Source organism: Oceanihabitans sp. IOP_32, assembly GCF_009498295.1.
In the GTDB taxonomy this organism is placed as follows: domain Bacteria; phylum Bacteroidota; class Bacteroidia; order Flavobacteriales; family Flavobacteriaceae; genus Wocania; species Wocania indica.
Window position 1 is genome coordinate 2019019 of the sequence record NZ_CP040813.1, and the last position, 22396, is coordinate 2041414.

General features: G+C 36.9%; 25 protein-coding genes. 3 read left to right on the forward strand and 22 right to left on the reverse strand.

What is annotated here, in order from left to right:
• Positions 1-21: 21 nt before the first annotated feature.
• The 4 genes from FEZ18_RS08410 to FEZ18_RS14860 all read right to left on the reverse strand — a co-directional run bounded on the left by FEZ18_RS08410 (position 22) and on the right by FEZ18_RS14860 (position 3204).
• Positions 22-1047, reverse strand: coding sequence for a CBASS cGAMP-activated phospholipase (locus FEZ18_RS08410; RefSeq protein ID WP_153267917.1), 1026 nt, complete (start codon positions 1045-1047; stop codon positions 22-24).
• Entirely contained in the window at positions 1028-1516 is a 489-nt protein-coding gene (locus FEZ18_RS08415; RefSeq protein WP_153267918.1) for a hypothetical protein, read from the reverse strand. Before FEZ18_RS08415 ends, FEZ18_RS08410 begins: the two co-directional genes overlap by 20 nt.
• Positions 1513-2751 carry a nucleotidyltransferase gene (locus FEZ18_RS08420; protein WP_153267919.1) on the reverse strand — a complete coding sequence of 413 codons (1239 nt, stop codon included), beginning with the start codon at positions 2749-2751 and terminating at the stop codon, positions 1513-1515. Before FEZ18_RS08420 ends, FEZ18_RS08415 begins: the two co-directional genes overlap by 4 nt.
• Positions 2752-3078: 327 nt before the next feature.
• Positions 3079-3204 (reverse strand): hypothetical protein, encoded by a 126-nt coding sequence (locus FEZ18_RS14860; protein WP_255473292.1) that lies wholly within the window; start codon positions 3202-3204, stop codon positions 3079-3081.
• A gap of 146 nt (positions 3205-3350) precedes the next feature.
• Here FEZ18_RS14860 and FEZ18_RS08425 point away from each other — a divergent pair, with 146 nt between their 5' ends.
• The 3 genes from FEZ18_RS08425 to FEZ18_RS08435 are packed head-to-tail and all read left to right on the forward strand — an operon-like array spanning position 3351 to position 5146.
• Positions 3351-4040, forward strand: a complete 690-nt coding sequence (locus FEZ18_RS08425; RefSeq protein ID WP_153267920.1) for a sigma-70 family RNA polymerase sigma factor — start codon at positions 3351-3353, stop codon at positions 4038-4040.
• Positions 4027-4371 (forward strand): hypothetical protein, encoded by a 345-nt coding sequence (locus FEZ18_RS08430; protein WP_153267921.1) that lies wholly within the window; start codon positions 4027-4029, stop codon positions 4369-4371. The genes FEZ18_RS08425 and FEZ18_RS08430 overlap by 14 nt, the downstream gene beginning before the upstream one ends.
• Entirely contained in the window at positions 4358-5146 is a 789-nt protein-coding gene (locus FEZ18_RS08435) for an ImmA/IrrE family metallo-endopeptidase (protein WP_228122678.1), read from the forward strand. Before FEZ18_RS08430 ends, FEZ18_RS08435 begins: the two co-directional genes overlap by 14 nt.
• Before the next feature lie 43 nt (positions 5147-5189).
• Here the strand turns inward: FEZ18_RS08435 and FEZ18_RS08440 are convergent, their stop codons facing one another.
• The 18 genes from FEZ18_RS08440 to FEZ18_RS08525 form a co-directional block, all read right to left on the reverse strand.
• Positions 5190-6239, reverse strand: coding sequence for a nucleotidyl transferase AbiEii/AbiGii toxin family protein (locus tag FEZ18_RS08440; RefSeq protein ID WP_153267923.1), 1050 nt, complete (start codon positions 6237-6239; stop codon positions 5190-5192).
• A gap of 24 nt (positions 6240-6263) precedes the next feature.
• On the reverse strand, positions 6264-7094 hold the full coding sequence (locus FEZ18_RS08445) for a DUF6577 family protein (RefSeq protein ID WP_228122679.1): 831 nt from the start codon (positions 7092-7094) through the stop codon (positions 6264-6266).
• On the reverse strand, positions 7063-7725 hold the full coding sequence (locus FEZ18_RS08450; protein WP_085767712.1) for an ATPase: 663 nt from the start codon (positions 7723-7725) through the stop codon (positions 7063-7065). The genes FEZ18_RS08445 and FEZ18_RS08450 overlap by 32 nt, the downstream gene beginning before the upstream one ends.
• Positions 7709-8461, reverse strand: coding sequence for a hypothetical protein (locus FEZ18_RS08455; protein ID WP_085768267.1), 753 nt, complete (start codon positions 8459-8461; stop codon positions 7709-7711). The genes FEZ18_RS08450 and FEZ18_RS08455 overlap by 17 nt, the downstream gene beginning before the upstream one ends.
• Positions 8462-8464: 3 nt before the next feature.
• Positions 8465-8749 carry a helix-turn-helix domain-containing protein gene (locus FEZ18_RS08460; protein ID WP_085767713.1) on the reverse strand — a complete coding sequence of 95 codons (285 nt, stop codon included), beginning with the start codon at positions 8747-8749 and terminating at the stop codon, positions 8465-8467.
• Between the two features lie 347 nt (positions 8750-9096).
• Positions 9097-9948: an RteC domain-containing protein gene (locus FEZ18_RS08465; protein ID WP_085767714.1), complete on the reverse strand. Its 852-nt coding sequence runs from the start codon at positions 9946-9948 to the stop codon at positions 9097-9099.
• Positions 9949-10008: 60 nt separating this feature from the next.
• Complete coding sequence (locus FEZ18_RS08470; RefSeq protein WP_228122681.1) at positions 10009-11181, reverse strand: MFS transporter; 1173 nt, start codon at positions 11179-11181, stop codon at positions 10009-10011.
• 60 nt (positions 11182-11241) lie between these two features.
• The gene (locus FEZ18_RS08475) at positions 11242-12438 is read right to left on the reverse strand and encodes an IS256 family transposase (protein WP_153267032.1); all 1197 of its coding nucleotides are present in this window, start codon (positions 12436-12438) and stop codon (positions 11242-11244) included.
• Positions 12439-12566: 128 nt separating this feature from the next.
• On the reverse strand, positions 12567-14654 hold the full coding sequence (locus FEZ18_RS08480) for a copper-translocating P-type ATPase (protein WP_153267924.1): 2088 nt from the start codon (positions 14652-14654) through the stop codon (positions 12567-12569).
• A 19-nt stretch (positions 14655-14673) separates the two neighbouring features.
• The gene (locus FEZ18_RS08485; RefSeq protein WP_099647571.1) at positions 14674-14967 is read right to left on the reverse strand and encodes a phosphoribosylpyrophosphate synthetase; all 294 of its coding nucleotides are present in this window, start codon (positions 14965-14967) and stop codon (positions 14674-14676) included.
• 6 nt (positions 14968-14973) lie between these two features.
• On the reverse strand, positions 14974-15570 hold the full coding sequence (locus FEZ18_RS08490) for a hypothetical protein (protein ID WP_228122683.1): 597 nt from the start codon (positions 15568-15570) through the stop codon (positions 14974-14976).
• Positions 15571-15614: 44 nt separating this feature from the next.
• Entirely contained in the window at positions 15615-16508 is an 894-nt protein-coding gene (locus FEZ18_RS08495; RefSeq protein WP_153267926.1) for a ribose-phosphate pyrophosphokinase, read from the reverse strand.
• Positions 16509-16516: 8 nt separating this feature from the next.
• The gene (locus FEZ18_RS08500; RefSeq protein ID WP_153267927.1) at positions 16517-18019 is read right to left on the reverse strand and encodes a thymidine phosphorylase family protein; all 1503 of its coding nucleotides are present in this window, start codon (positions 18017-18019) and stop codon (positions 16517-16519) included.
• A gap of 3 nt (positions 18020-18022) precedes the next feature.
• On the reverse strand, positions 18023-19399 hold the full coding sequence (locus FEZ18_RS08505; RefSeq protein WP_153267928.1) for an MBL fold metallo-hydrolase RNA specificity domain-containing protein: 1377 nt from the start codon (positions 19397-19399) through the stop codon (positions 18023-18025).
• A gap of 15 nt (positions 19400-19414) precedes the next feature.
• Complete coding sequence (locus FEZ18_RS08510; protein WP_008616402.1) at positions 19415-19669, reverse strand: hypothetical protein; 255 nt, start codon at positions 19667-19669, stop codon at positions 19415-19417.
• 36 nt (positions 19670-19705) lie between these two features.
• Positions 19706-20548 (reverse strand): restriction endonuclease, encoded by an 843-nt coding sequence (locus FEZ18_RS08515; RefSeq protein ID WP_008616403.1) that lies wholly within the window; start codon positions 20546-20548, stop codon positions 19706-19708.
• A gap of 2 nt (positions 20549-20550) precedes the next feature.
• On the reverse strand, positions 20551-21381 hold the full coding sequence (locus tag FEZ18_RS08520) for a universal stress protein (protein ID WP_153267929.1): 831 nt from the start codon (positions 21379-21381) through the stop codon (positions 20551-20553).
• Positions 21382-21399: 18 nt separating this feature from the next.
• Positions 21400-22395 (reverse strand): 2-hydroxyacid dehydrogenase, encoded by a 996-nt coding sequence (locus FEZ18_RS08525; protein ID WP_153267930.1) that lies wholly within the window; start codon positions 22393-22395, stop codon positions 21400-21402.
• Position 22396: the final 1 nt, after the last annotated feature.

Below are 22396 nucleotides of genomic sequence, written 5' to 3' on the forward strand. Positions count from 1 at the left end.
AAAGAAAAAGTAATATAGTATTTAATAAAAGTGATTTTTCAGAATAGTAGTCCTGTTGTGTTGAAATTCAATAGATGCTAATTCTGCAAAATTCTTAATTTTAATTCTGTCAGATTCGTCCATTTCGATATTATTATCCTCGTTCAACAAAACATCTATCCGGTCATAGACAAAATTTGGATTATCTCTTTCACTTCTGTCTATCCCTTGGTAAAGCAGGCTTATGTAATTTGCAACTAATTGTGATTGGCTTTGCATAAATAAGTCAACAAGCCTTTTTCTACTATTCTTTACCATCCAATAATGCAAACCCCATTTTTTACGGGAATTACCATCGGTAAACTTTTTATATCCAGTTCCAAGTGAAAGGATTTCGAGCTGAGACATTTCAACTTTAAAAGCCTTTAAGGCTTCTAGAACCGCTACTAATGTAGGGTTGTTTGCCATTATACCACCATCAACTTTGTTTACAAAGTCTTTTTGTGTGCCATTAAGGTCAATATATTCTGAGGTATATGGGTCGAAATATGTAGGTGCAGCAGAAGTGGCCATAGCAGCTTGATAAGCCGGAATGTGATAATCTCGCTCAAAAGCTGGATGATATTTGGTTTTTAACACACTTGGGTTGCCTTGTATCAAATCATAGATAGGAATACAAACATCTGTTTTGCAATCGCTAAGCCTTGGTTCAATTCCATTGTTTGCATCTCTGAACTTTTCACGAATAAGGTTTTCCAAAAATTCTCTTTCGTGTGCTGAATTAAGGATTTGACCAATGAAAAAAGGTTTTTTGCTGCCAAAAATTTTCTTGGCATTATCCAAATAAAGTTGATATATTTCTTTTGCAGGTATTCCCAAGGCTAATGCAATAGCAATAATGCCACCAGTTGATGTTCCTGTAATCAAGTCGAAATACTGATAAATTTTAGTTTTGCCATCAGAGCGATTTTTCAATTCGTCTTCTAAAAGTGTTAAGAACAATGCAGGGAAAACACCTTTAATGCCACCGCCATCAATCGACAATATTTTAAATTTTGTATTCTTCATTTATCAAGATATTTGTTTTGTTCTCATTAGGGTATTCATTATGACCACCGCCAAACCATTTGCCTTCGGGCAACCATAATTCATAGTAGTATAGCCACTCACTTATCCAAGGAATGATTGTATCAATAATGTAATTGTGCGCATTCCACTCTTTTTTAGATGGCGAATAAAGACATAGCTGCTGCTTTTGACTGTCATAAACGTGAGGCAGTTTTGTTCTGCTTTTTGCGATTTCCAATGTTTTATTGACAACAAAAATTTTTACCCATTTGTTTTCCATATAAACAACTTTTACATCATATAACTCGCTTATAGCAGTGGGTTGAATTTGAACAATGATTTCAAAATTATCCCATCCGCTTTTTAAGACCTTGATTTCTGGAAATACTTTTTTTATCCTCTTCAATTGTTCAGTAGAGAGAATACCTTTTACTTTTCTTTTCCTGTTTGTCTTAAAAAATTTGCTCATAAATTACCTTCAAAATTATGGTTTGGTATTGAAGTACCAACCGACCCTAAAAGACCTGTTCTTCCTGCCATTTTTCTCAAACCAGATTCCCTTAGAACTCGATTATTTTCGCCATAGTCGGCAAAAGCTTTATTTACGACCTTGTCGCCGTATTGTGCTGAAAAGGATTCATTCAACCGTTGTAGGCCGACTCCTTGGCTGTACTTGATTGTTTCGAGGTCTTCCTCCAATTTATCCAACCATTTATAGAAATATTCTTCTTTTTGGGGAACATCGCTCCACTTGTCCGCAAAATTTTCCTCATCATTGACAGGGTTACTTACCCATCTTTCGTAACGGCCTGTCTTCCGGTTCAGTTTCGTTTCTATAAAGCCACGCATTGTGCTCACAATATTAACATAAGCATCAACGATGTTCTCGCTTCTGTCATAAGCTCTGGCAGCTAAAGTGGTAATTATAATAGAAATGGGCCTGTTTTCACTATCAAGTTCATCTGAACAAAACATAATATCCCTATGGCGTTTTAATAACTGAATTACACGTTGCAAGGGCATCTTTTCTTTTTGGTATGGCTTCACAGGATCAACAGATTCGCTCAGAGCGAACATTTTTGTTGAACTGTATATGGCTCTTTGATAAAACCATTTGGCATAGCCGAAAGGATTACTTTTCATCCACCATTCTGTGTCCGTTTCGGTCGAATAGTGGTACTCTTCCTTATCGGTTATACGAATCGCCAGTTTATTAGCATCTATATGTTGGCTATTGTTAAAGGATTCGCTCAAAAGAACCGTAAAATTTTTATCTGAAATAGATGGCAAAATATCCATATGGTAGTTAGCATTGTCTGAATATTCAAGTGTCCAACATCTTCGACCACCATCTTTATCCTCAATCATTTCCTTATAGGTAGAATGGTCTTTGAGCCTATTTCCAACAGCATCTTTTAAATGTTTTTGTGTCCAATAAATTGGTTTGCCATTCAGTTTACAAACGAGGTCTATATCAATATCATCTTCATCGTTAATAGGCTTTATAATTGTGCCCAGCATAAAGGAACCTTGAGGAAGTATCCTTGGGTTATATGGATAAAGTGGCGAGCCTTCTTTAGACAGCCAATCACCAACTGCTTCGTAACTTTTTACAGCTTCATTATATTGAGTTTCAGAAATATCGAGTTGCTTTCCCAGATTTTCCAAAATTTCAATCACTTCTTTTTTGTATTCTTCAGTCATAATAATTTTTATTTTAAAATTTCAATTATTAAGCCATTCATATCTTGTGACAGATTGACCGTTTAATAAATTTTGATTGTGGTAATTCTGCATACAAAATCACCACAATCAATCTTCTAATTAGATTGCTCTAATATTGAAGCTATGCCACTTATAACAACGAGTGTTGCAATACCAAAGACTACGGCTTTTGCCATATCTCCACTTACATTAACACAATTGCCCTTCCGACATACACTCAGTTTTCCTTTAGAGAAATTAATACTATTCATAAAAATGAATTTTTAGGTTAAACAATATCCATTCAGAGCTGTGGATTTCCGCTCATTACTTTCCTTTACTGTCTTTCCGGTTACTTCTAATATGTTCCTTGATAGTAATAGTTTTTCCGCCTACTTTTCTTTTGTACTCAGGAATTCTATTGAACTTTTTACCAGATGAATCTTTAGCCATAGTTTTAATTTTTAGTTGAACTTACTTTTTTTATATTTGATTTGCATTATTAATTATTTACTTATAGCATTTTGCTGTTTAACCAAAGGTTTTATGGGTGCTGTCCACTCATATACCATTATAGATATATCCGTTTTGGTATATAGATGAATACAAGTACTAATCAGGACATAGATTTTGAAAAACTACCTAGCGTTGACCTGCTGGATTACATTTCTTTTAAGGATGAATTTCCAAAAGAGGCAGAAGCCTCTTTTGTACAATTCTGTTATAGATTTGAGAAAGATTTGAAACGTAAGTCCGAGATTTACTGCAATAAGTATGGATATAACGAGGTGGTGGCTTTGGAAATAGCGCATTGTACTTTTGCCAGAGTTTGGAAATACCCAACTTTTGACAAAGACAAGTCCAAAGCGAAAGATTTGGATAAGGGCATACTTATTTGGATGTATCGAATTTTATACACCCAAATAATTAAATATGGCGAAAAGAACACTTGTGCAGAGCCTACTGAAGAAGAAGATTTAAGCCTAGTTACAAATGCAGAAGAGTTGTTGGCAAAGTTTGACGTACCAGACGATGCTGAGGCAAAAAGGGTAGTTGTGGCGAAACTTAAAACCATTGAAAGAGCTCTTACACGATTATCTGAAAAGCATCGAATCATTTATTTTACTTATAGAGCTTATCGAAAGGAAGGTAAAAAAGTACCAAGAACAATTACAAAACTGCTTAGGGATAAACTCTCTTTAACCCAAAAATCCGTGAACACCTATTACGGCGATGCGGATAGACACGTTACTAACTATTTAGACATTATGAATAATGGCGAAGCCTAAGAAAATAGAACTAATTGAAACAGCTCAATTGGACAGTTGGTTAGGTTCAACAGGGTTTTTATTCCCTAGTAATGAACTTGAACTAGATAGGTTCAATAAACTATATGAAGATTATGAGTATAAGTTGGATGATAAATCTATTGACCCAATTGCCGTAATCAATAATACGTTTTATAGAGAGCCAAAAGTCATAACAATGTTTGAAGAAGATGTTGTTGAAGAAATTGAAACCTTAAGAATGGTCGCTAGAAAAGGAAAAAAAGAATTGTCTCAACACATTATAGATAAAATGCGGAAAAAACATAACCAAGATTCTAGTGATTCGGAATAAAACAAGCATAAAGGAATTAGCCGAAAGCATTGCATTAGAATATGAAGAAAAGATTACGCCTCTTGACAAAATATTAGATGATGAAGGCCTATCGGTATTTTATGACAGCTACGGCAAGAACACCTTTGATGGAATGACTTACTATGATAATGGAAAGTTTTATATTCACATAAATACCGATTTGGGTAATAGGCCAGATTCTGCAAGAGGAAGGTTTACGTTGGCACACGAGCTGGGACACTACTATATAGATTCCCATAGGATTGGATTGAAAAGAGGATTGTTAGAACCACATCCGTCAAGAACTAATCAGAAGCAGTTTAACCAAATAGAAAGAGAAGCAGATTTTTTTGCATCCTGTTTGCTGATGCCAGAGGAAAGATTCTCAAAAGATTTTTATCGTAAAACCTTTAGTATTGAATTGGTAGATTATTTGAAGGACGAGTATAAAGTCAGCAGGACTGCCTGTGCATTCAGGTTTGCAGATATAGGAAATCACGATATTATGATTGTCTATGGCGAAAACGGAGAAATACGTTGGAAATATTGTAGTGAACATTTTCCCTATAAATACCTGTTATATGAAAACAAGGTGGCGCCAAATACAGTAATGGGCGAATACTTTAAGAACATTACTGATAACCTGTTCAAAAAAGAAGAGATTTGGGCAGTTGATATTTTCAACTACGTTAAGGAAGACAATATTCAAAGAAAGTTTTTTGAGCATTGCATTACTTTTAAGGGTAAAGCTCTTAGCATTATTTGGGAAGAATAGTATTTTTCTTTTTCCAAGTAAAGCCTCATTAAATTGTGAAATTTTAACTTAAAGTTATTGCCTTATACCAATAAAAGAAAGCTTCCGGATTGCTCTTTTTCAATTTATTTAGCTTGGTGAATTGAGGGTTCTTAATCAACCAATCTTTAACCTCAAGCGGATTTTTAAACCTTTCGATTTCGCTATCAATACCAGCCTTAATCAGTTCAGATAGGTATGCAACTTTTGAAGCAGCTGTAATGGCTTCTTCAATATTGAATCTTACCAATGTAAAATTGGTAAAATTGCTTATTCCAGTTTGTAGATGTTTAAACTCATCAGATTTAGTGTTACGGGTAGAAAGAACATAACACGCTTCTCGGGTGTCTTCGAAAACCTGTTTTGAGGTTATGTCTAATTTTCTAAACGCTATTTCCTCTGCAACTACTTTTGTGTAACTGTTACGGACTGTTGCCAAATCCGAAATATTATCCATTAAAAACGCTACGTCGAATAACTGTTTGATAATTTCAACTGGTCTTTCTTTGCTGTATAAAATCCCTGTGGTTTTTGGTGCAAACGCAGTCAGTTTATCGCCTAAAATGGCATCAAAAGTTGGCATTTTTACTGTTGTGATTTTCCCTTGTGTTTGAAGCCAGTTGTGAGCAATCGGAATTTCTGTAAGTTCGGGATAAGGATTTGGCGTGTATAGCACATCCAGTAAAATTGGCTCAACCCGAGCATCTACATTGCTTTTGTAGAACATCTTGAAATGACCAACTGGTGCATCAGGCGTGTGCTTTCTGTCATTGTCATCTTCCCAATGTGTAAACGCTTCAGTTTCCTTACTTATAGCTTCAAGAACAGATTCTATGTCGCTTTGTCTTTGCTCGGTAATAATATCGATGTCGATTGAAAACCTTTTAGGTTCTTTGGTGGCTAACAATAGGGCAGTTCCGCCTTTAAAAATAAAATCGAGCTCGTTGATTTTAAGTTGTTCCAAAAACAATAAGGCATAGATAACCTTTTCAATAAGTTTTGGGTCATACTTTTTACCTAGTCTTTTTTTGACTTCGTAAATCCACTCTGGTTGATATGTTGTTTCTTTAATCATTAAAATTAATGTTTGGCAATAAAATCAATTGTTTGACAAAGTTAAATTGCTTAAGTGTTCAACTTCCGTCTCTCTATTGCGCCTGTGAGCATAGCGTTTCATTTTACTTTTGCTTATCTCAAACTTTTCGAATGCCGATCGGTAAATAAATTCCAATTCACTTTGTTGTGCACCAAATAAATTAGTGTCTATAAGCATATCGACCAACAATTTTTCAAGGGATGGGATAACGATATTTTCGATTTCGGTTAAAGGTGCTTCGGATACCAATTGTTTAAGGATTATTACGTCATCACTATTATGAATGTACAGTTCAAATGTTTCAGCATCTGGTTCTATAAAAACGTTTTTACCCTGGTCTTTCAACTTGTAAAACACGGACTGTGCCACATCTTTTTCCAATTCAATTATGGTGTAAAACTTAAATGGTTGGTGGCGCATAAATTCGTTTAACCATAAAGTGTTCCATACACAGAATTCAATGAATGGATAGTCTTTTTTTATTTTATTGTACAGTCGTTTTAATTTGGTGTCAATAACTGGAATAAATCTATCCTTACCATTTAAAGCGTACATACCTCTGGATGGGTTTTTTAACACACCTTCTTTTTTAAGTTTAGACAAATACACAGTGATAGAACTTTCCTTTAAGGTTGGAAAATCTTTCTGAATAAGCTCTACCAGACTGGTTTTTGAAATAGCTTGCTGGTCAACAAAGTATGTTGATATTTTATCTTTAATAGTTTGTTCCAGAACAATGATATTTTGAGTTAAACTTTGGCAAAATACACATTTTTTGCCAAAGTTTAATAGTGAATAGCAATTACTTCCGTTTATCCGTAGCCTTTGTATCAAAAGCAATCAAATTAAAAAGTTCCCGCATTCTGCTACGAACACGGTTTCCGTAGCGTTCTTCCAATTCTTCGGCATTGAGGTTGGTGGTTGCGTGGGTTTTTATTTTACGCTTTGTCTGTAGGTAAAGCTCGTATCGAGATAAGAGCACTTCGCCCATTACGTTTAAATCCTTTCCATAAAACCGACCAGCTGGCTCTACGCCCAAATCATCAAAACAGAAAAATTTGGAGTTACCATATTCTTCAATGGTTTTAAAACCGAGATGGTTAAAACTAAACGCTACATTCCGGCAAGGAATCATTTCATAAGGTCGTTGCATTGGAACGATATGGCGCAGCAATTTCATCAAGGTGGTTTTTCCACATCCTACAGGTCCAGAAAGTAAAATACCTTTGTCGATATCAATTCCGTTCTTTTCACAGTTCTCTTTGTCCTTGATGAAATAATGGCAGAGGTTACGTATGATAGCCGTGTCCTCATCGTAGATTCGGAAATTTTTTCCAAAGAGCATTTTTCCCTTGGCATTCAGGTAAATCAGGATTTTGTCAAAATCGTAGAGAACACTCTTGCCGTCAAACTTGCCAAGCGAATATTCCACGCCACCTTCGGTGATTTTAGAGGGGTTGTCCATAATCTTTGTTTTTAGTGGTTCGCAAGTTGTCCTTGATTTGGGACGCTTGTTTTTTGTTTGGTTTGTTTTCTTTGGCATATAACTCTGTCCTGCCCATCCAGTTAGTGGCCAAGGCTCGCCAATCTCGAATTTCTTTTCCATCGCTCGTTTGCCAATTCCGAGTTTCATAATACTCGAAGAATTTTTTTCCTTCATCAGCATTAAAACCTTTTTCAATAAAAAAATCAATAACGGCCTGCCAGCCCTTTGGTTGTTTTAGATTGTTTACTTGTTTGGTATTGTTTATAGTAGATACCAATGCTTGTCCACTCACGGGACGGTTTGAGTCCACCACTTGTCCATTTTTGGGACGGTGCTGTCCCACAACAGGTTCACGGATGGGATGGTACTCTTCCGCAAGCTGTTCTAATATGGGATCGTACCGTCCCATATCCGGTTCATCACTTGTACCGATAATGGCCATCTTGATTTTGCTTCCTTTGTAAGGGTTATTAGAAGGAAAATAGGTGAGATAGTTCCAAGAATCAAGGTTTGTCACACATCTATGGTAAGTGGATTTTGAGCCAATCTTGGCTACACGCATTAATTCTCGACGGTTCACATAAAATTCATCTGCAAATCGGCTACTGTTCCATTCTTGGAACAGTGCCATATAGAGACTTATATGCGTTGGATTGAGGCGGTCATCAAAAAAGAACTTTTCAAAAGCCGCATTAAGTAGCTTTATGTAGTTCATCATTTAAGAATTTAGCTTATGCTGTACACGATTTGATGTCATCACGTTTTGAATTTCCTCGGCATCGTAGTAGATGATGCCCCCAACTTTGGTGTATGGCAATGTTCCGTTGATGCGAAGATTCTGTAATGTTCCTGGACTGACTTGAAGCAAGTCCATAACTTCGGAAGATTTGAGATATTTTTTGAGTTTTCCAGTGGCTTGTTTGGAAAGAAGGTTTTTAATGTCATCGAGCAATTCTATTTTAAATTCTCGAAGATCGTCTGTGGTAATAATATTTGCTGGCATAATAGAACGGTTTTAAAAGAAAGGGGCTATCATTATCGCTTTCAACTAATTTAATAGCCCCTGACTTGATTTAACTCACGAGCTTTAGTATTTTAATAAAAAAGTGTTCGTGAATCTGTCGATTTGACTTTCGTTCTACAAATTTGGGATGATTTATTGGATATTAATCCCAAGTCATACCCAAGTTGGGTGTTTTTATATACTCATTTTCAATGGTTTAAATTAGTTTTGTTTAGTGGTTGTCCTGAAAATAGTATATACCAAATGATAATAACTAAAATTAATTTTATTTTTTCCCAAGTAGTACCCAACTTGGGAAGAAATTTAACATTTAAGCGAAATGGATTTTATCCATCCGTTTCCTCCATTCTCCTTAAAAGTGTTGCTTTCAGTCTATCGATAAACTTGGTTTGGTCAATTTTCCGTTCTCTAATTTCGAGAAAAGTTCTATATACATTTCCAAGTTTTAGTTCAAAGATGTCTTCACAAGCCGAAGCCATTTCTTTAATCCCAGCCGTACCACTTTTTATCGCTCCTGAAGCCTGTAAGGCATAAATCAATTCAATTAGGTCTGTTTTTGAGGCTGTCCATCCAAGTCGCTCGCCATTTGATAAAGTATTCAGCTTATTCGGTACACCGTTTGACAGATCCCTTAAATAACTTAACTCTTCTACGTAATGACTGATTAATAAATCGTAGGCCATAATTTTGGCAATTGCATTATCGTGGCTTGTGGAAAATTCTGCATCGGTATAAAAATGAGATGTGTTTGACACCAGACTGATTTTATCGTTTCCTCGTAGAAAATAGAATTCATCCAAAAGTTCAGAATCCTCCCTGTAATATTTTATAAAATCTATATTTCGCCGATTGCTTTCTTGTAGTTTATTTATTTCTAAATCGATAAATTCCTGTTGAGATTTTATGGTGCCGGCAGGTCTGTTTATTAAAAAATTGTAGAGTTTGGCGTAAAACTTCAATCTGCTATAAACATAAGGTTTGTGCTTTTTAAAGAATATGATTTCATTTTGTTTGTCTTGAAATTCATTTTCCCTTACACAGATTCGCAGTTTCTGTAAGTATTGTCTTGAAATGGAAATACCTTGTTCAACATTATTGAAATCGTTGAGATTAGATTCCTCAACTGCTTTTATTTCCTCTTTGTAATTATCTAATATTTTATGAATCAGCTTATGCAAAATATTTGGGGCTTTAGATTTGGGTTAATTGTCAACAACTATGGTTATGTGCTTATTTTTTTATGGCGGGTTTTTGAAAAAGAATAAAAAACCAATAACAGCCAAAATAATGCTGCCAGCAATTATAAAAGGGTAGTAAAAACCGCCTGAAAGCAACCAAGTCCCTAAAACAGGCCCTAGAATTTGACCAACACTATTAGTAGAGCTCTGAATAGAAATGTTCCTGCCAGTATTTTGCTTTGATATTAATGAAACCGCAGAAAGTAAATTTGGGGTTACCATAGCACCTCCAGCAGCGAAAACAACGATTAATACATATACCAAGTATTCATTCTTAAAAAAAGGAAAGACAATTAAGGATAATCCAGATATAAACAACCCTAATGCAATTTGTTTCTTTGTCGATAAAAACTTCTCTCCATAAGTAGCGAACACAGGTTGTAAAACAGCCATTATTGAACCACATAGCATAAAACCAATACCTATTTGGTTACTGTTAAACCCTAATTCATCTTTCCCATATATTGAAAAGACGGTTTCAAACAGCGTTACTACAAATTGGATGACAAACGACAGAACCAGTAATACGGCAAAATATTTGGTAAATGTGAATCGCAACCTCACTTTTTGGGTTGTGAACTTATGTACACGTGTAGTGTTTTTTAACCATTTCATAACAATAAATAGGACAATCAATCCTAGTAGTGCTGCGAAAAGAAATGGCGTTGAAAATCGGTCTAAATGTAGCAGACCAAAAGAATATTGTAAATGAAGGTCAGTTTGTGAAAGTAACCCACCAATAACAGGACCAAAAATAACCCCAGAGCTAATGGCAACGCCTGACCAGGCCATTATTTTTGTTCTCCGTTTTTCAGAAGTAATGTCGCTTAAATATGCGTTGCTAACTGGAATAACTGCTGATGTGAAAATACCACCAAAAATTCGAGCAACATAAAGCATTGTTAGAGATGTGGCAAGACCAGTGAGCAATTGCATAATTACAAAACCGATTAGTCCACAAATGATTATAGGTTTTCGACCATATTTATCTGAAAGCTTTCCCCAAACCACTACGAATAGTAATTGAAAAAATGGATAGATGCTCGTAAGCAATCCAATATGGAAGTTGATAAGGTCGGTGTCGAGATTGCCCTTTATTGCTAGCCTTTCGGTATAGTAAGGAAGGGTTGGCAATAATATACCATAGCCCAACATCACTACAAATAAACTCAACAGAATTAAGACACTATCCCATTAAGTGTGTAAACTTAATTTATCGAGGGTTTGACTTTCTTAAAGTTGAACCCTTTTTTCAAATATAGTTAAAAATTGGTTTAAAATAATGCCCCAATTCCTAATAGGCATTGACCATTTCTTGGTAGCCTCCCTTAATGCTAAAAATGTGGATTTCATTACAGCTTCATCGGTTGGGAATGAGAGCTTGTTTTTGGTGTATTTCCTAATTTTTCCATTGAGATTTTCAATAAGGTTTGTAGTGTAAATGATTTTTCTGATTTCAACCGGAAACTCATAAAAAGCAGTAAGCTCTTCCCAGTTATCCCTCCAACTTTTGATGGCATAAGAATACTTGTGTTCCCATTTTTCAGCAAAGTCCTCCAGGGCGGCCTTAGCGGCGCTTTTGGTAGGTGCATCGTAGATGTTTTTCATGTCTTTTGTAAACTCCTTTTTATCCTTCCAGACCACATAGCGACAAGCATTCCTAATTTGGTGTACCACACATATTTGAGTCTTGGATTCAGGGAACACGTTTTTAATGGTGTCGGTAAAGCCATTAAGGTTATCGGTGGCGGTAATAAGCAAATCTTGAACGCCTCTGGCTTTCATATCGGTCAAGACGCTCATCCAGAAGGCTGCCGATTCGTTCTTGCCCAACCAAAGCCCCAAGACTTCCTTTTTGCCGTCTCTACGAAGCCCTACGGCAATGTACATGGTTTTGTTGATGACTTTGGAGTTTTCTCGTACCTTGAAAACGATGCCATCCATCCAGGTTATTAAATATACAGGTTCTAGGGGGCGGTTCTGCCAAGCCACAATATCGTTGGTAACTTTATCTGTGATGCGTGATATGGTGGATGTTGATACATCAAAACCGTAGACCTCTCGGATTTGTTCTTCGATATCAGAATTACTCATACCTTTGGCGTATAGACTGATAATTACGTTTTCTATGCCATCGACCATATTGGTTCGCTTAGGGACAAGCATGGGGTTAAAGGAGGCTTCCCTGTCCCTAGGTACTTGAATGATACTTTCACCTAAAGCGGTTTTTACCTTTTTGGAAGCATAACCGTTGCGTGAGTTCGGATTGGGCGATTGTTCGTGTCTGCTGTAATCTAAATGAGCATCCAGCTCGCCTTCCAGCATCTTTTCAATGCCTCGTTTTTGAATGGACTTTAGAAAAGAGGTTAGTTCTTCTCCTGTTTTAAACTGTTTTAAAAAGTCGTCGTTTAATAAATCGTCTTTGTTCATCGTGTATAAAATTTAAATTAATAAAAAAATATCGAGGGTTGCAACCCTCGATATTTTTAAACTTTACACACTTTGTGAGATACTACCAGAATTAAAAATATCCTGTTGAGTTTTTCTTTTCTTTCCATTTATTTTTTACCGATTTTTCGCTTTAATAATTGCGCATTAATGGCCACTATAATTGTACTCAAACTCATAAATACAGCTCCCACCGCAGGTCCTAAAACAAATCCTGAAGAATACAGAACTCCAGCGGCTAATGGTATTGCAACAACGTTATAACCCGTTGCCCATATTAAGTTCTGTATCATTTTATTGTAGGTAGCCTTTCCAAATAATATTAAGTTGGATATATCCTGTGGGTTACTGTTTACAAGAATAATATCGGCAGTTTCAGCAGCTACATCAGTACCAGAGCCAACAGCGATGCCTACATCAGCTTTGGCAAGTGCGGGTGCATCGTTTACGCCATCGCCCGTCATAGCTACAAACTCTCCTTTATTTTGTAACTCTTCTACAATTTCTACTTTTTGGTGTGGTAACACTTCGGCATAATAGCCATCCAGACCAAGGCTATCGCTTACAGCTTTGGCAGTTATTTCATTGTCGCCAGTTGCCATCAAAACTTTTATATTGTTCTTTTTAAATACTTTTATAGCTTCCGCAGATTCTGGTCTAATCTCATCGGCAAGAGCGATATACCCCGCCAGTTGTCCATCGATTAATACGAATACAACAGTTTCAGCGGCATCACTATAAGCATCTTTGGGGATGGTAATTTTTTCATCCCTTAAATAACCAGGACTAACCACTTTAATATCCTTACCCTCTACACTTGCCTCTACGCCTTTACCAGTAATAGCATTAAAGTTTTCAGGATTGGGAATGGTGATATTATCTTCTTTTACTTTTTTAATAATACCAACGGCAATAGGATGTTCTGAACTTAGTTCCAGAGCACTTGCAAGGCGCAATATTTCCTCTTTTGAAAATTTTTCATTTACAGATTCAATACGTGTCACCCCAAAATCACCTTTGGTAAGCGTTCCTGTTTTATCAAAAATCAAAACAGATATTTTACGTGATTCTTCAAAAGCGGTCCTGTTGCGAATTAATAATCCGTTTTGAGCTGAAACAGCAGTCGAAATGGCAACTACCAAAGGTATGGCAAGACCCAATGCGTGCGGACAGGCAATCACCATCACGGTAACCATTCTTTCCAATGCAAATACAAATGGAAACCCAAGCATCAACCAAACGGCCAATGTTCCAAAACCAATGGCCAAAGCAATATAGGTCAACCATTTTGCAGCCCTGTCTGAAAGGTTTTGCATTTTAGATTTGGTCTTTTGCGCTTCCTCAACCATCGTAATAACCTTATTGAGATAACTGTCTTTTCCTGTATGTTCAACTTTTACCTTTATGCTGCCATTGCCGTTTACCGAACCTCCAATTACTTTATCCTTTTCATCTTTTTTCACAGGTTTTGATTCTCCCGTAAGCATAGACTCATTTAGATAACTTGAGCCTTCAATAATAATTCCATCGGCAGGAACCTTCTCTCCGGGCCTAACTAAAATAATGTCGTCTATCAATAAATCTTCGAGTGGTATGTCTTCAACGGTATCCCCTTTTACGCGATGTGCTTCGGCCGGCATCATACTTACTAAAAGTTGTAATGCTTTTGAAGCACCTAAAACACTTCTCATTTCTATCCAGTGTCCAACAAGCATAATAGCTATTAGCGTGGCGAGCTCCCAAAAGAAATCGACACCTTCCAGTCCAAACACCGTCGCTGAACTATACACATAAGCTACGGTGATGGCCATAGATATAAGTGTCATCATCCCAGGTGCACCATCCTTTACTTCGGAAACAAATCCTTTAAGAAAAGGCCAGCCACCATAGAAATATACAATGGTAGAGAGTGCAAACAGGACATAAGGATTTCCAGGAAGTAGGAACTCATATCCAAAAAAATCTTGAATCATTGGCGAGAAGAACAATATGGGAATGGTAAGGACTAGCGTTACCCAAAACCGTTTCCTGAAGTCGGCAATCATCATTTTATGATGGTCGTGACCCATTTGACCGTGTCCAGGATTATGGCCAGAATGGTCGCCTTTTCCGTGGTTCATTTTAGAATGGTCTTCTTTTTTGTGTTTCATTTTCGAATGGTCCATTTCCTCGTGATTGTGATGTTCGTGATTTTCCATTATTGGTTTAGTTTAAGTGTTATCGTAATTTTTTTCTCATTGCTTCAGAAATATTTTCGGCATAGACACCATAGGCATCTACCAAAAGTCCCTTTATACCATCTTTGGATGAAATGGCATAAAGAACACTGTTATCGTCCGTACTGCTCATACCTTCAAAACGATGGGTTTCATCCACATCAAAATCTTCGGGCTGAATTTCTATTTTCAGTGAGGCACATTGCAAACATTCTGGTTTCAAGTTGAAATCATAGGCATATCCTCTTTGTTGAAGGTCATTGATTGCTTCTGAAAGGGTGTCGTAGTTGTTCATTTTCTTTTATTTATAGGTCATTGTGAAATAACTGTTGTCTTCTTCGGTAAATTTTTGAAAGGTCAATAGGCCGTTCTCATTTAATTTTTCTATTACATTATAATTTAATTGCTTGATACGAATACCCAACGCATAGGCTTTAATGTTGATTTTTGATTTAATGTTGTTTTGGTTACCATCCATTTTTCGGTCGTAAATCTTTATGGTGCTTTTTGAACCGAAGAAATTCAACAAGCCCGAATCAAAACTCATTTCCAGTTCAATATCCTCCAGATTATCCAAATCGTATAATTCCTTGAAATTTTTTGAAGTGGTGTTGATTTCGGTTTCCTTCGATTTTGGGTTTGAAAACGGAAACGCCATTACCATTACACTGGCTTCATCTGGCTTACATCGATAGGTCGTTGTATATTTATCGGTGGATTTTTTGTCTTTGTCAAATAATTCTGTGATTACATCAATTTCAAAATATCCATTTTTCTCCATTGTTTTACCAGCTTCAAAAGTTTGTTTGTTGAGAAAAGCACCTTTTTCATCAAAATTCTCCCGAATGACAAATCTTCCTGAAATCTGCCCAATGAGCATTTCAGTTTGTCCAGTCATTGTAATGCTGAATAAAGTAAGTAATACTATGAAGACTCGTTTTTTCATATATGGTGCATTAATTTCTTTACTTCTTTTGCCAGTATATCACTTAAATCAATCCCATTTGAAGGATGTGGAATAGTATTACAGGTCACTATTTTTTCTACTCCGGAATCCAACAAATCCCGATAGGCATTACCTGAAAAAACGGCGTGAATACCAACACATATTGGTGGTTTCATTCCTGCTTTTTTCAAATGTTGTACGGTTTCAATCATTGTTCTAGCCGTAGAAATAATATCATCTACCAAAATTGGTGTGGCGTTTTTATATTTTTCCACATCAGGAACCGAGACTTCTACATCGCGGTCACCGTGACGTACTTTTTGTAAGACGGTAAATGGTGCATCTGCGTTTTTAGCTACTTCAGATACCCATTGTTCGCTTTCGGAATCCGGACCTATTAATACTGGGTTTTTTATATTTTCTTTTATCCATTTTGAAATGTCATCTGCAGCGTGAATGACTTTGTTTGGAATTTGATAGACTTCACCCAATGAGTGTATCCTGTGTAGGTGAGGGTCGACAGTTGTAATGCTATCAGCAAAACCGGAAATTAACTTCCCGAAATAGGTAGAGGTAACGCCTTCACCCTCATTAAATATCTTGTCTTGTCGCATATATGCCAAATACGGTGCTACCAAACAAGTACACATAGCACCTAATGAATTTGCTGTATGGCTTAAAAAATATAGTGGTAATAATTTCTCATCAGGGTCGTGTAGGGTGCAGACCAAGACCACACATTTATTTTTTACGTCAGATAATATGCGCGTGTAGGATTCGCCGTCAGGGAACTTTCGTAAGGTGGTCTTTCCCACTTCAGCATTCATTTTTGTTGCCATTAGCTCTGTTAATTCCTCGTTTCCCGGAAGGCTAAATAGTATAGTTTTCATTTTATTTTTTATTTAATAGTTATAATGTCGTTATGACTGTTCTTGTACTCTAAGGCGTAATTTAATTCACCCTGCGATTCTGCAAAAAGCGTGAATAGTAAGTCATCTTTTTCAATTTTATCATTCAAATGCACATTCAATAAAATTCCAGCAGATTTAGATTGAGGTGCGCCTGAAAGTTTGGCAAGCTTTGCTATCTTTCGATTATCAATACGCTTTAGACTGCCTGATTTTTCTGCTCTGATTTCAATTTTATAAGGTGCTAAAACAGGTTTTGAAAAGCGGCCTTGGGCCTTACAAATGGCAAGGAATTTTTCATAAGCCTGACCAGATGTAAGCACTTCTTTGGCGGTTTCCGTTCCTTTTCCTTTTTCGACTTTGCCCGAAAGCTCTATAAGTTCTCCAGCCAAAAGCAAGGCTCTTTCCATTAGGTCGATTGGGGCATCTGCCTCATTTTGTAAAACCTTCAATATATCGATGGCTTCCAAAGTTGGACCAATCCCTCTTCCTACAGGTTGCGTACCATCAGTAATGACCACTTTCACATTCAACCCGACAGCGTTACCGACTGTTTCCATATGGTTCTTGAGTTTTTCAGCCATTTCTGCACTTCTGACTTTAGCAGTTTCTCCCACGGGAATATCTATAACAACGTGAGTGGAACCTGCCGCAGATTTTTTTGAAAGGACCGAAGCTATGAGTTGCCCTTCGCTATCAATATCCAAGGCCTTCTCAATCTTAATCAGTACATCATCGGCAGGGCTTAATTGCGCTGTACCACCCCAAACAAAACAACCTCCTTCTTTTTCTACCACAGCCGTTATTTCTTCGGAAGAGAGTGTCACATTGGTCAGTACTTCCATAGTATCTGCTGTACCTGCTGGCGAAGTGATAGCTCTCGAAGATGTTTTGGGCATCGTAAGCCCATATGCGGCTACAATGGCAACTACCAATGGCGTTGTTCTATTGCCAGGTAATCCGCCAATACAATGCTTATCGACTACGATTTCCTTGTTCCAATTCAATTGCTTTCCTGAAGCAATCATCGCTTTTGTGAGGTCGGATATTTCATTAATATCCATTCGGTCTCCTGCACAGGCGGTGATAAATGCTGAAAGGTGGATATTTGAATAATCTCCTTCAACGATGTCCGTGATAATTTGGTTGTAGGCGTTATAATCCAATTTTTGATTATAGATTTTTGCCCTGACGTGGCTTAACGATTCAATAGGTTCTAAATGGGAAACGTACAATGTGTCATTGTCGGAAACATTCAACTTTTTTGCTGCTGCGTCTGAAAGCCCGATTTCGTTAGGCAGCAGTATATCAGAATTTAAGACATTTAGACTTGCAACGATTGAGGTACTTGCATTGGATATCCTAATTCGAGTCAATGCTTCAAAACCTTCTGAAATACAGACGTGACAATCCTCACGCATATACACCACATTTTCGTTTTGGGTGTAGATGCCGAGGTGTTTGTATTTTAATATGTTTGAGTGTTGTTCCATAGTTTATTTTATTTCTTCAATGCTATATAATTGTGGGATTTCAGCATCCCACCCATAGGTCTCCTTGATACCTTTTTGTAGTGCTTCTGCACTTTCTTTTTCACCGTGCACTATGAAAATCCGCTCTGGTTTATTATTTATTTTACGCATCCAATCCATAAGTTCTGTATGGTCTGCATGTGCCGAAAGTCCTTCGATTTCTGCAACTTCCATATGAAATGGCACCCATTTTCCGTACACTTTTAATTCCTTATCGCCTTCCAATAGCTTTCTTCCACGAGTGCCTTCAGCTTGATACCCCACAAAAAGTAAGGTGTTATTTGGATTTTGTGCCTGTGTTTCAAGGTAGTTGAGCATTCTGCCGCCAGTAAGCATTCCACTTCCCGCAATCACGATTTTTGGCTTGTTATCTGTTCTTAATTCCATAGTTTCCCGATAACTACTTACGACCGTGAAATGTGAGCACATTTCATCACATTCATTGTCCTCTAATCTGTGCCAATCCCTTGTACGGTGGAAGAGTTCGAGTACATTCGCTCCCATTGGACTGTCCATTATCATTTGTACTTTCGGTATTTTGTTCTCTTTTACTAATCTCCAAAAAATGAGCATCATCAATTGGGCACGTTCTACCGAAAAGCTTGGAATAAACAGGCTGCCACCTCTATTGATGGTATCGTTGACCAATTTTTCAATATGTGGAAGTGCTTCTATTTCATCGGGATGAAACCTTCCACCATAAGTGGATTCAATGAAAAGCACATCCGCTTTTTTTGGTTTAAGGGGTGGATAGAGCAATAAATCATTGGTTCTACCAATGTCTCCTGAAAAGACAAAACGTTTTCCGTGCACATCCAACTCAATATAGGTTGCACCCAGAATATGTCCGTTGTATTGGAAGCGAGCCCTAATACCATCAAATAACGGAATCCATTGTGATTGTGGAATTCCTTTAAAGTGTGGGATAGTTTTTTCTACATCCTTTAAATCGTATAATGGTTCTGCGGGACTATGTTTGGAATAGCCTTCCTTATTGGCACGTTCGGCTTCTTGCTCCTGTATTTTTGCACTATCATTCAAAATGATTTTTGCAATGTCCAAAGTAGGATTCGTACCATAAATGGGACCATTGAAGCCTTGTTTTACCAATCTGGGTAAATAACCTGTATGGTCCATATGACCGTGGGTAAGCAAAACAGCATCAATATCACCTACATTAACAGGTGGGTACTCCCAGTTTTTAAGGCGTAATTCCTTTAACCCTTGGAAGAGGCCACAGTCTATAAGTATCTTTTTATCTCCTGTGTCCACTAAATATTTTGAGCCGGTTACCGTACCTGCTGCACCTAAAAAGTGAATATTTATTTTATTGTTATCCATCTTTATAGTATTTATTTAGAGTCCACCACAGCAAGAAGGTGTATTTCCTTTATCTTGTTTTGATTTGCTCAATTCCACTATTTCTTTATATAGATTACGAGAATCCTCTTTAATAAAAAGAGCCAATTTCTTTACTGATTTAGGTTCAAAGTGAACCATTTCCAATAATATCTCAAGGGCTTCTTCAAGTAGTTTAGAGTCATCTTCCAATGCTTGGTAAAATGGCTCTAAATCTATACTGTCCTTTTCTTTCAGTTCATCTGTTTTCATTTGTTCTATTTTTAAATTAAAAATGTATGTAGTGCTTTATTGAATTCTACATAGTTCTCTTGAATCTTCGAGAATCTTTTTGTGCCTTGACTTTGGCACTCCTACTTGTTCTAAAACTTTTGGGTTTTCGTGAAGCTCTTTGCAGAGCACAAGACCTTTATCCAATAATTTCGTTTTTTCGGCCTTAGTAAGCGTTGTTATTGCTGTTAATGGATGTAGCCCCGACTTATCTATTCTGTCTTTTAACCCGTTATCCATTGGGTAATCCCAACTTGTCAATAATAGCCCAACGCATTTACCATATTGTACCGCATCACTTGTAAATCGTGTATTTGTATAGACGCCTCCTTTGTGAAGTTTAGTATCGTGACCTTTTTGGCGTTCCCAATTTTTTTCTACATCTAAAAATCTTGAATTGATGTATAATGGAATCTTCACGTTGCAAACTCGGCCTTGATCGCTATGGTATTTGCATTCAATCATATAATGATTATTGTCTTTTTGCGCTATCACATCTATTTCGTGTTGAACACAATTACCTTGGACAATAACATCAACTTCTGTATCAAAACCTTCGTGTGCCAATAGTTTGCCTACTAATTTTTCAAATGGAAAACCGGTTGGACCTAGTTCCATTAAAGCTTTTTTGAGCTTGTACTTTGAGGCACTTACCCTAGATTTTCGTTTTAGCATCTTGAAAGCCAACTGATAGATTTTTTTGGTTGTCATTCCTTCTTCAATCTGCTCTTGTACTTTCCGGGCTATATCTTGAATAATATCCTCATCTGCCCGTGAACGCCGCAGGGAGTTGATGAGTTTGTTTACATCAAAGGCTTCGTACTCACCAGAGTATTTTTTTATTAAGACTGATTTATTCATTGTTACATTTTAATAGTCATTACTGGTAATTCGGAGTGATTGGTTACACCCTCTGCGATGCTTTTAGAGAATAAGCTTAAAAAGCCTGTACGTCCGTGAGTACACATTGCGATTAAATCGGCATTTTTATATCGTAAATAATTGTTTATCCCTGTTTCTACGTCTGGTTCGTTATATACATTCATTGAGAAGTTATCCAAATCGGGGAATTTTTTCAGGAACTCCTTGATGGGATCCAACCCTTGTTCTATACTGTTAAAATCGGTCTGAGTATTGACCCTCAATAAATGGATATGTGTGCCGCATTTTTCAGCAATCGAAATAACTTGCTTAAATGCATCGCTTACATCTTGAAGAAAATCTGAAACAAAAACGATATCCTTAAAAGGAAAGGATACTTCTTCATCCTTGACTACAACAACTGGTACATCAGCTTTCCTAACAATTTTTTCTACGTTGCTTCCCATTAACTCACGTATACCGCCTCGGGTGCCACTACTTCCCGTAACTATAAAATCGTGATGAAAATGACCCGAATGTTTAAGGATATTTGCCTGACCACCATCAAATTTAAGAAAAGTCCTGCATTCAAGGCCTTGTCGTTCTGCTTTTTTCTCCAGTTCTCTCAGGTAGGCTTTTGCGATGCCTATTTGCTTTACTGTTTCTGGGTACTGTTTTTCTTTTTGTTTATCCAACTTTACCCATTCTACCGGGGTTTTCATCAAATGGAAAAAATGGATTTCGGAATTGTAAAGCTTTGCCATTTCAATTCCGAGTTCTTCTGCTTTATTGCAATTTTTTGAAAAGTCTGTTGGTACGAGTATGTTTTTCATAATATTTGTTTTTAACTATTAATTAATGCTAATTTCATTTCCAGAAGGTTTTTGTTTTTCAAAACAATCCAGATTATATATGGTTGTTTCTGCAATATTGGTCAATACGGTTTTGGTTAAAAAAGCTTGATGGCTTGTAATTAGTACATTGTTGAAAGTCATTAAGCGTGCAATCACATCGTCTTGCAAAATGTCATCGGAATGGTCTTCAAAGAACAATCCTTCTTCTTCCTCATAAACATCCAGTCCTAAATACCCTATTTTTTTAGTTTTCAATCCTTCGATAACTGCCTTGGTGTCCACCAACCCACCACGACTTGTATTGATGAGCATTACTCCAGATTTCATTAGTGCTATATGCTCTTTATTTATTAAATGTTTTGTTGAAGCTTTTAATGGCACGTGCAGGCTTATTATATCTGCGTGCTTACAGAGCGTCGCACAATCTGAATAGATTACGCCATATTTATCAATTAGGTCTTTGCTTTCTTCTATATCCTGGGCAAGAATATTGCAGCCGAATCCGTGAAGTATTTTTACGAGTACAGACCCTATTTTTCCTGTTCCAATCACGCCAACGGTTTTCCCATTTAGGTCAAAACCAGTGAGACCGTTTAATGAAAAGTTTTGTTCGCGCACTCTATTGTGGGCTTTAATCAGTCTTCGGTTTAATGCAAGTATCAAAGCCATTGTATGTTCTGCAATGGCATAAGGTGAATAGGCTGGGACACGGGCCACTTTTATATTCAATTCAGCTGCTTTTTCTAAATCGACGTGATTGAAACCTGCCGAACGTAATGCGATAAATTTTATGCCTAGTTTGTGTAAAATATCCAAAACTTCCGAAGAGGCATCGTCACTTGAGAAAAGTGCTATGGCCTTTGAACCTTCTGCCAATAAGGCGGTTTCCTTTGTTAGCCTAAATTCCAGAAAATTCAATTGATGTTTTCCTTTATTAGCGTTTTCAATGGAAGGCTTATCGAATTTATGTGTGCTGTATATGGTTGTTTTCATA

Excerpts from the sequence above, each read along its gene's own strand:
- FEZ18_RS08440 (WP_153267923.1), bottom strand. The coding sequence starts at position 6,239 with ATGATTAAAGAAACAACATATCAACCAGAGTGGATTTACGAAGTCAAA.
- FEZ18_RS14860 (WP_255473292.1), bottom strand. The coding sequence starts at position 3,204 with ATGGCTAAAGATTCATCTGGTAAAAAGTTCAATAGAATTCCTGAGTAC.
- FEZ18_RS08520 (WP_153267929.1), bottom strand. The coding sequence starts at position 21,381 with ATGAAAAACATACTCGTACCAACAGACTTTTCAAAAAATTGCAATAAA.
- FEZ18_RS08525 (WP_153267930.1), bottom strand. The coding sequence starts at position 22,395 with ATGAAAACAACCATATACAGCACACATAAATTCGATAAGCCTTCCATT.
- FEZ18_RS08420 (WP_153267919.1), bottom strand. The coding sequence starts at position 2,751 with ATGACTGAAGAATACAAAAAAGAAGTGATTGAAATTTTGGAAAATCTG.
- FEZ18_RS08455 (WP_085768267.1), bottom strand. The coding sequence starts at position 8,461 with ATGAACTACATAAAGCTACTTAATGCGGCTTTTGAAAAGTTCTTTTTT.
- FEZ18_RS08510 (WP_008616402.1), bottom strand. The coding sequence starts at position 19,669 with ATGAAAACAGATGAACTGAAAGAAAAGGACAGTATAGATTTAGAGCCA.
- FEZ18_RS08415 (WP_153267918.1), bottom strand. The coding sequence starts at position 1,516 with ATGAGCAAATTTTTTAAGACAAACAGGAAAAGAAAAGTAAAAGGTATT.
- FEZ18_RS08500 (WP_153267927.1), bottom strand. The coding sequence starts at position 18,019 with ATGGAACAACACTCAAACATATTAAAATACAAACACCTCGGCATCTAC.
- FEZ18_RS08485 (WP_099647571.1), bottom strand. The coding sequence starts at position 14,967 with ATGAACAACTACGACACCCTTTCAGAAGCAATCAATGACCTTCAACAA.
- FEZ18_RS08515 (WP_008616403.1), bottom strand. The coding sequence starts at position 20,548 with ATGAATAAATCAGTCTTAATAAAAAAATACTCTGGTGAGTACGAAGCC.
- FEZ18_RS08430 (WP_153267921.1), top strand. The coding sequence starts at position 4,027 with ATGGCGAAGCCTAAGAAAATAGAACTAATTGAAACAGCTCAATTGGAC.
- FEZ18_RS08425 (WP_153267920.1), top strand. The coding sequence starts at position 3,351 with ATGAATACAAGTACTAATCAGGACATAGATTTTGAAAAACTACCTAGC.
- FEZ18_RS08450 (WP_085767712.1), bottom strand. The coding sequence starts at position 7,725 with ATGGACAACCCCTCTAAAATCACCGAAGGTGGCGTGGAATATTCGCTT.
- FEZ18_RS08410 (WP_153267917.1), bottom strand. The coding sequence starts at position 1,047 with ATGAAGAATACAAAATTTAAAATATTGTCGATTGATGGCGGTGGCATT.
- FEZ18_RS08490 (WP_228122683.1), bottom strand. The coding sequence starts at position 15,570 with ATGACTGGACAAACTGAAATGCTCATTGGGCAGATTTCAGGAAGATTT.
- FEZ18_RS08475 (WP_153267032.1), bottom strand. The coding sequence starts at position 12,438 with ATGAACAAAGACGATTTATTAAACGACGACTTTTTAAAACAGTTTAAA.
- FEZ18_RS08505 (WP_153267928.1), bottom strand. The coding sequence starts at position 19,399 with ATGGATAACAATAAAATAAATATTCACTTTTTAGGTGCAGCAGGTACG.
- FEZ18_RS08460 (WP_085767713.1), bottom strand. The coding sequence starts at position 8,749 with ATGCCAGCAAATATTATTACCACAGACGATCTTCGAGAATTTAAAATA.
- FEZ18_RS08495 (WP_153267926.1), bottom strand. The coding sequence starts at position 16,508 with ATGAAAACTATACTATTTAGCCTTCCGGGAAACGAGGAATTAACAGAG.
- FEZ18_RS08480 (WP_153267924.1), bottom strand. The coding sequence starts at position 14,654 with ATGGAAAATCACGAACATCACAATCACGAGGAAATGGACCATTCGAAA.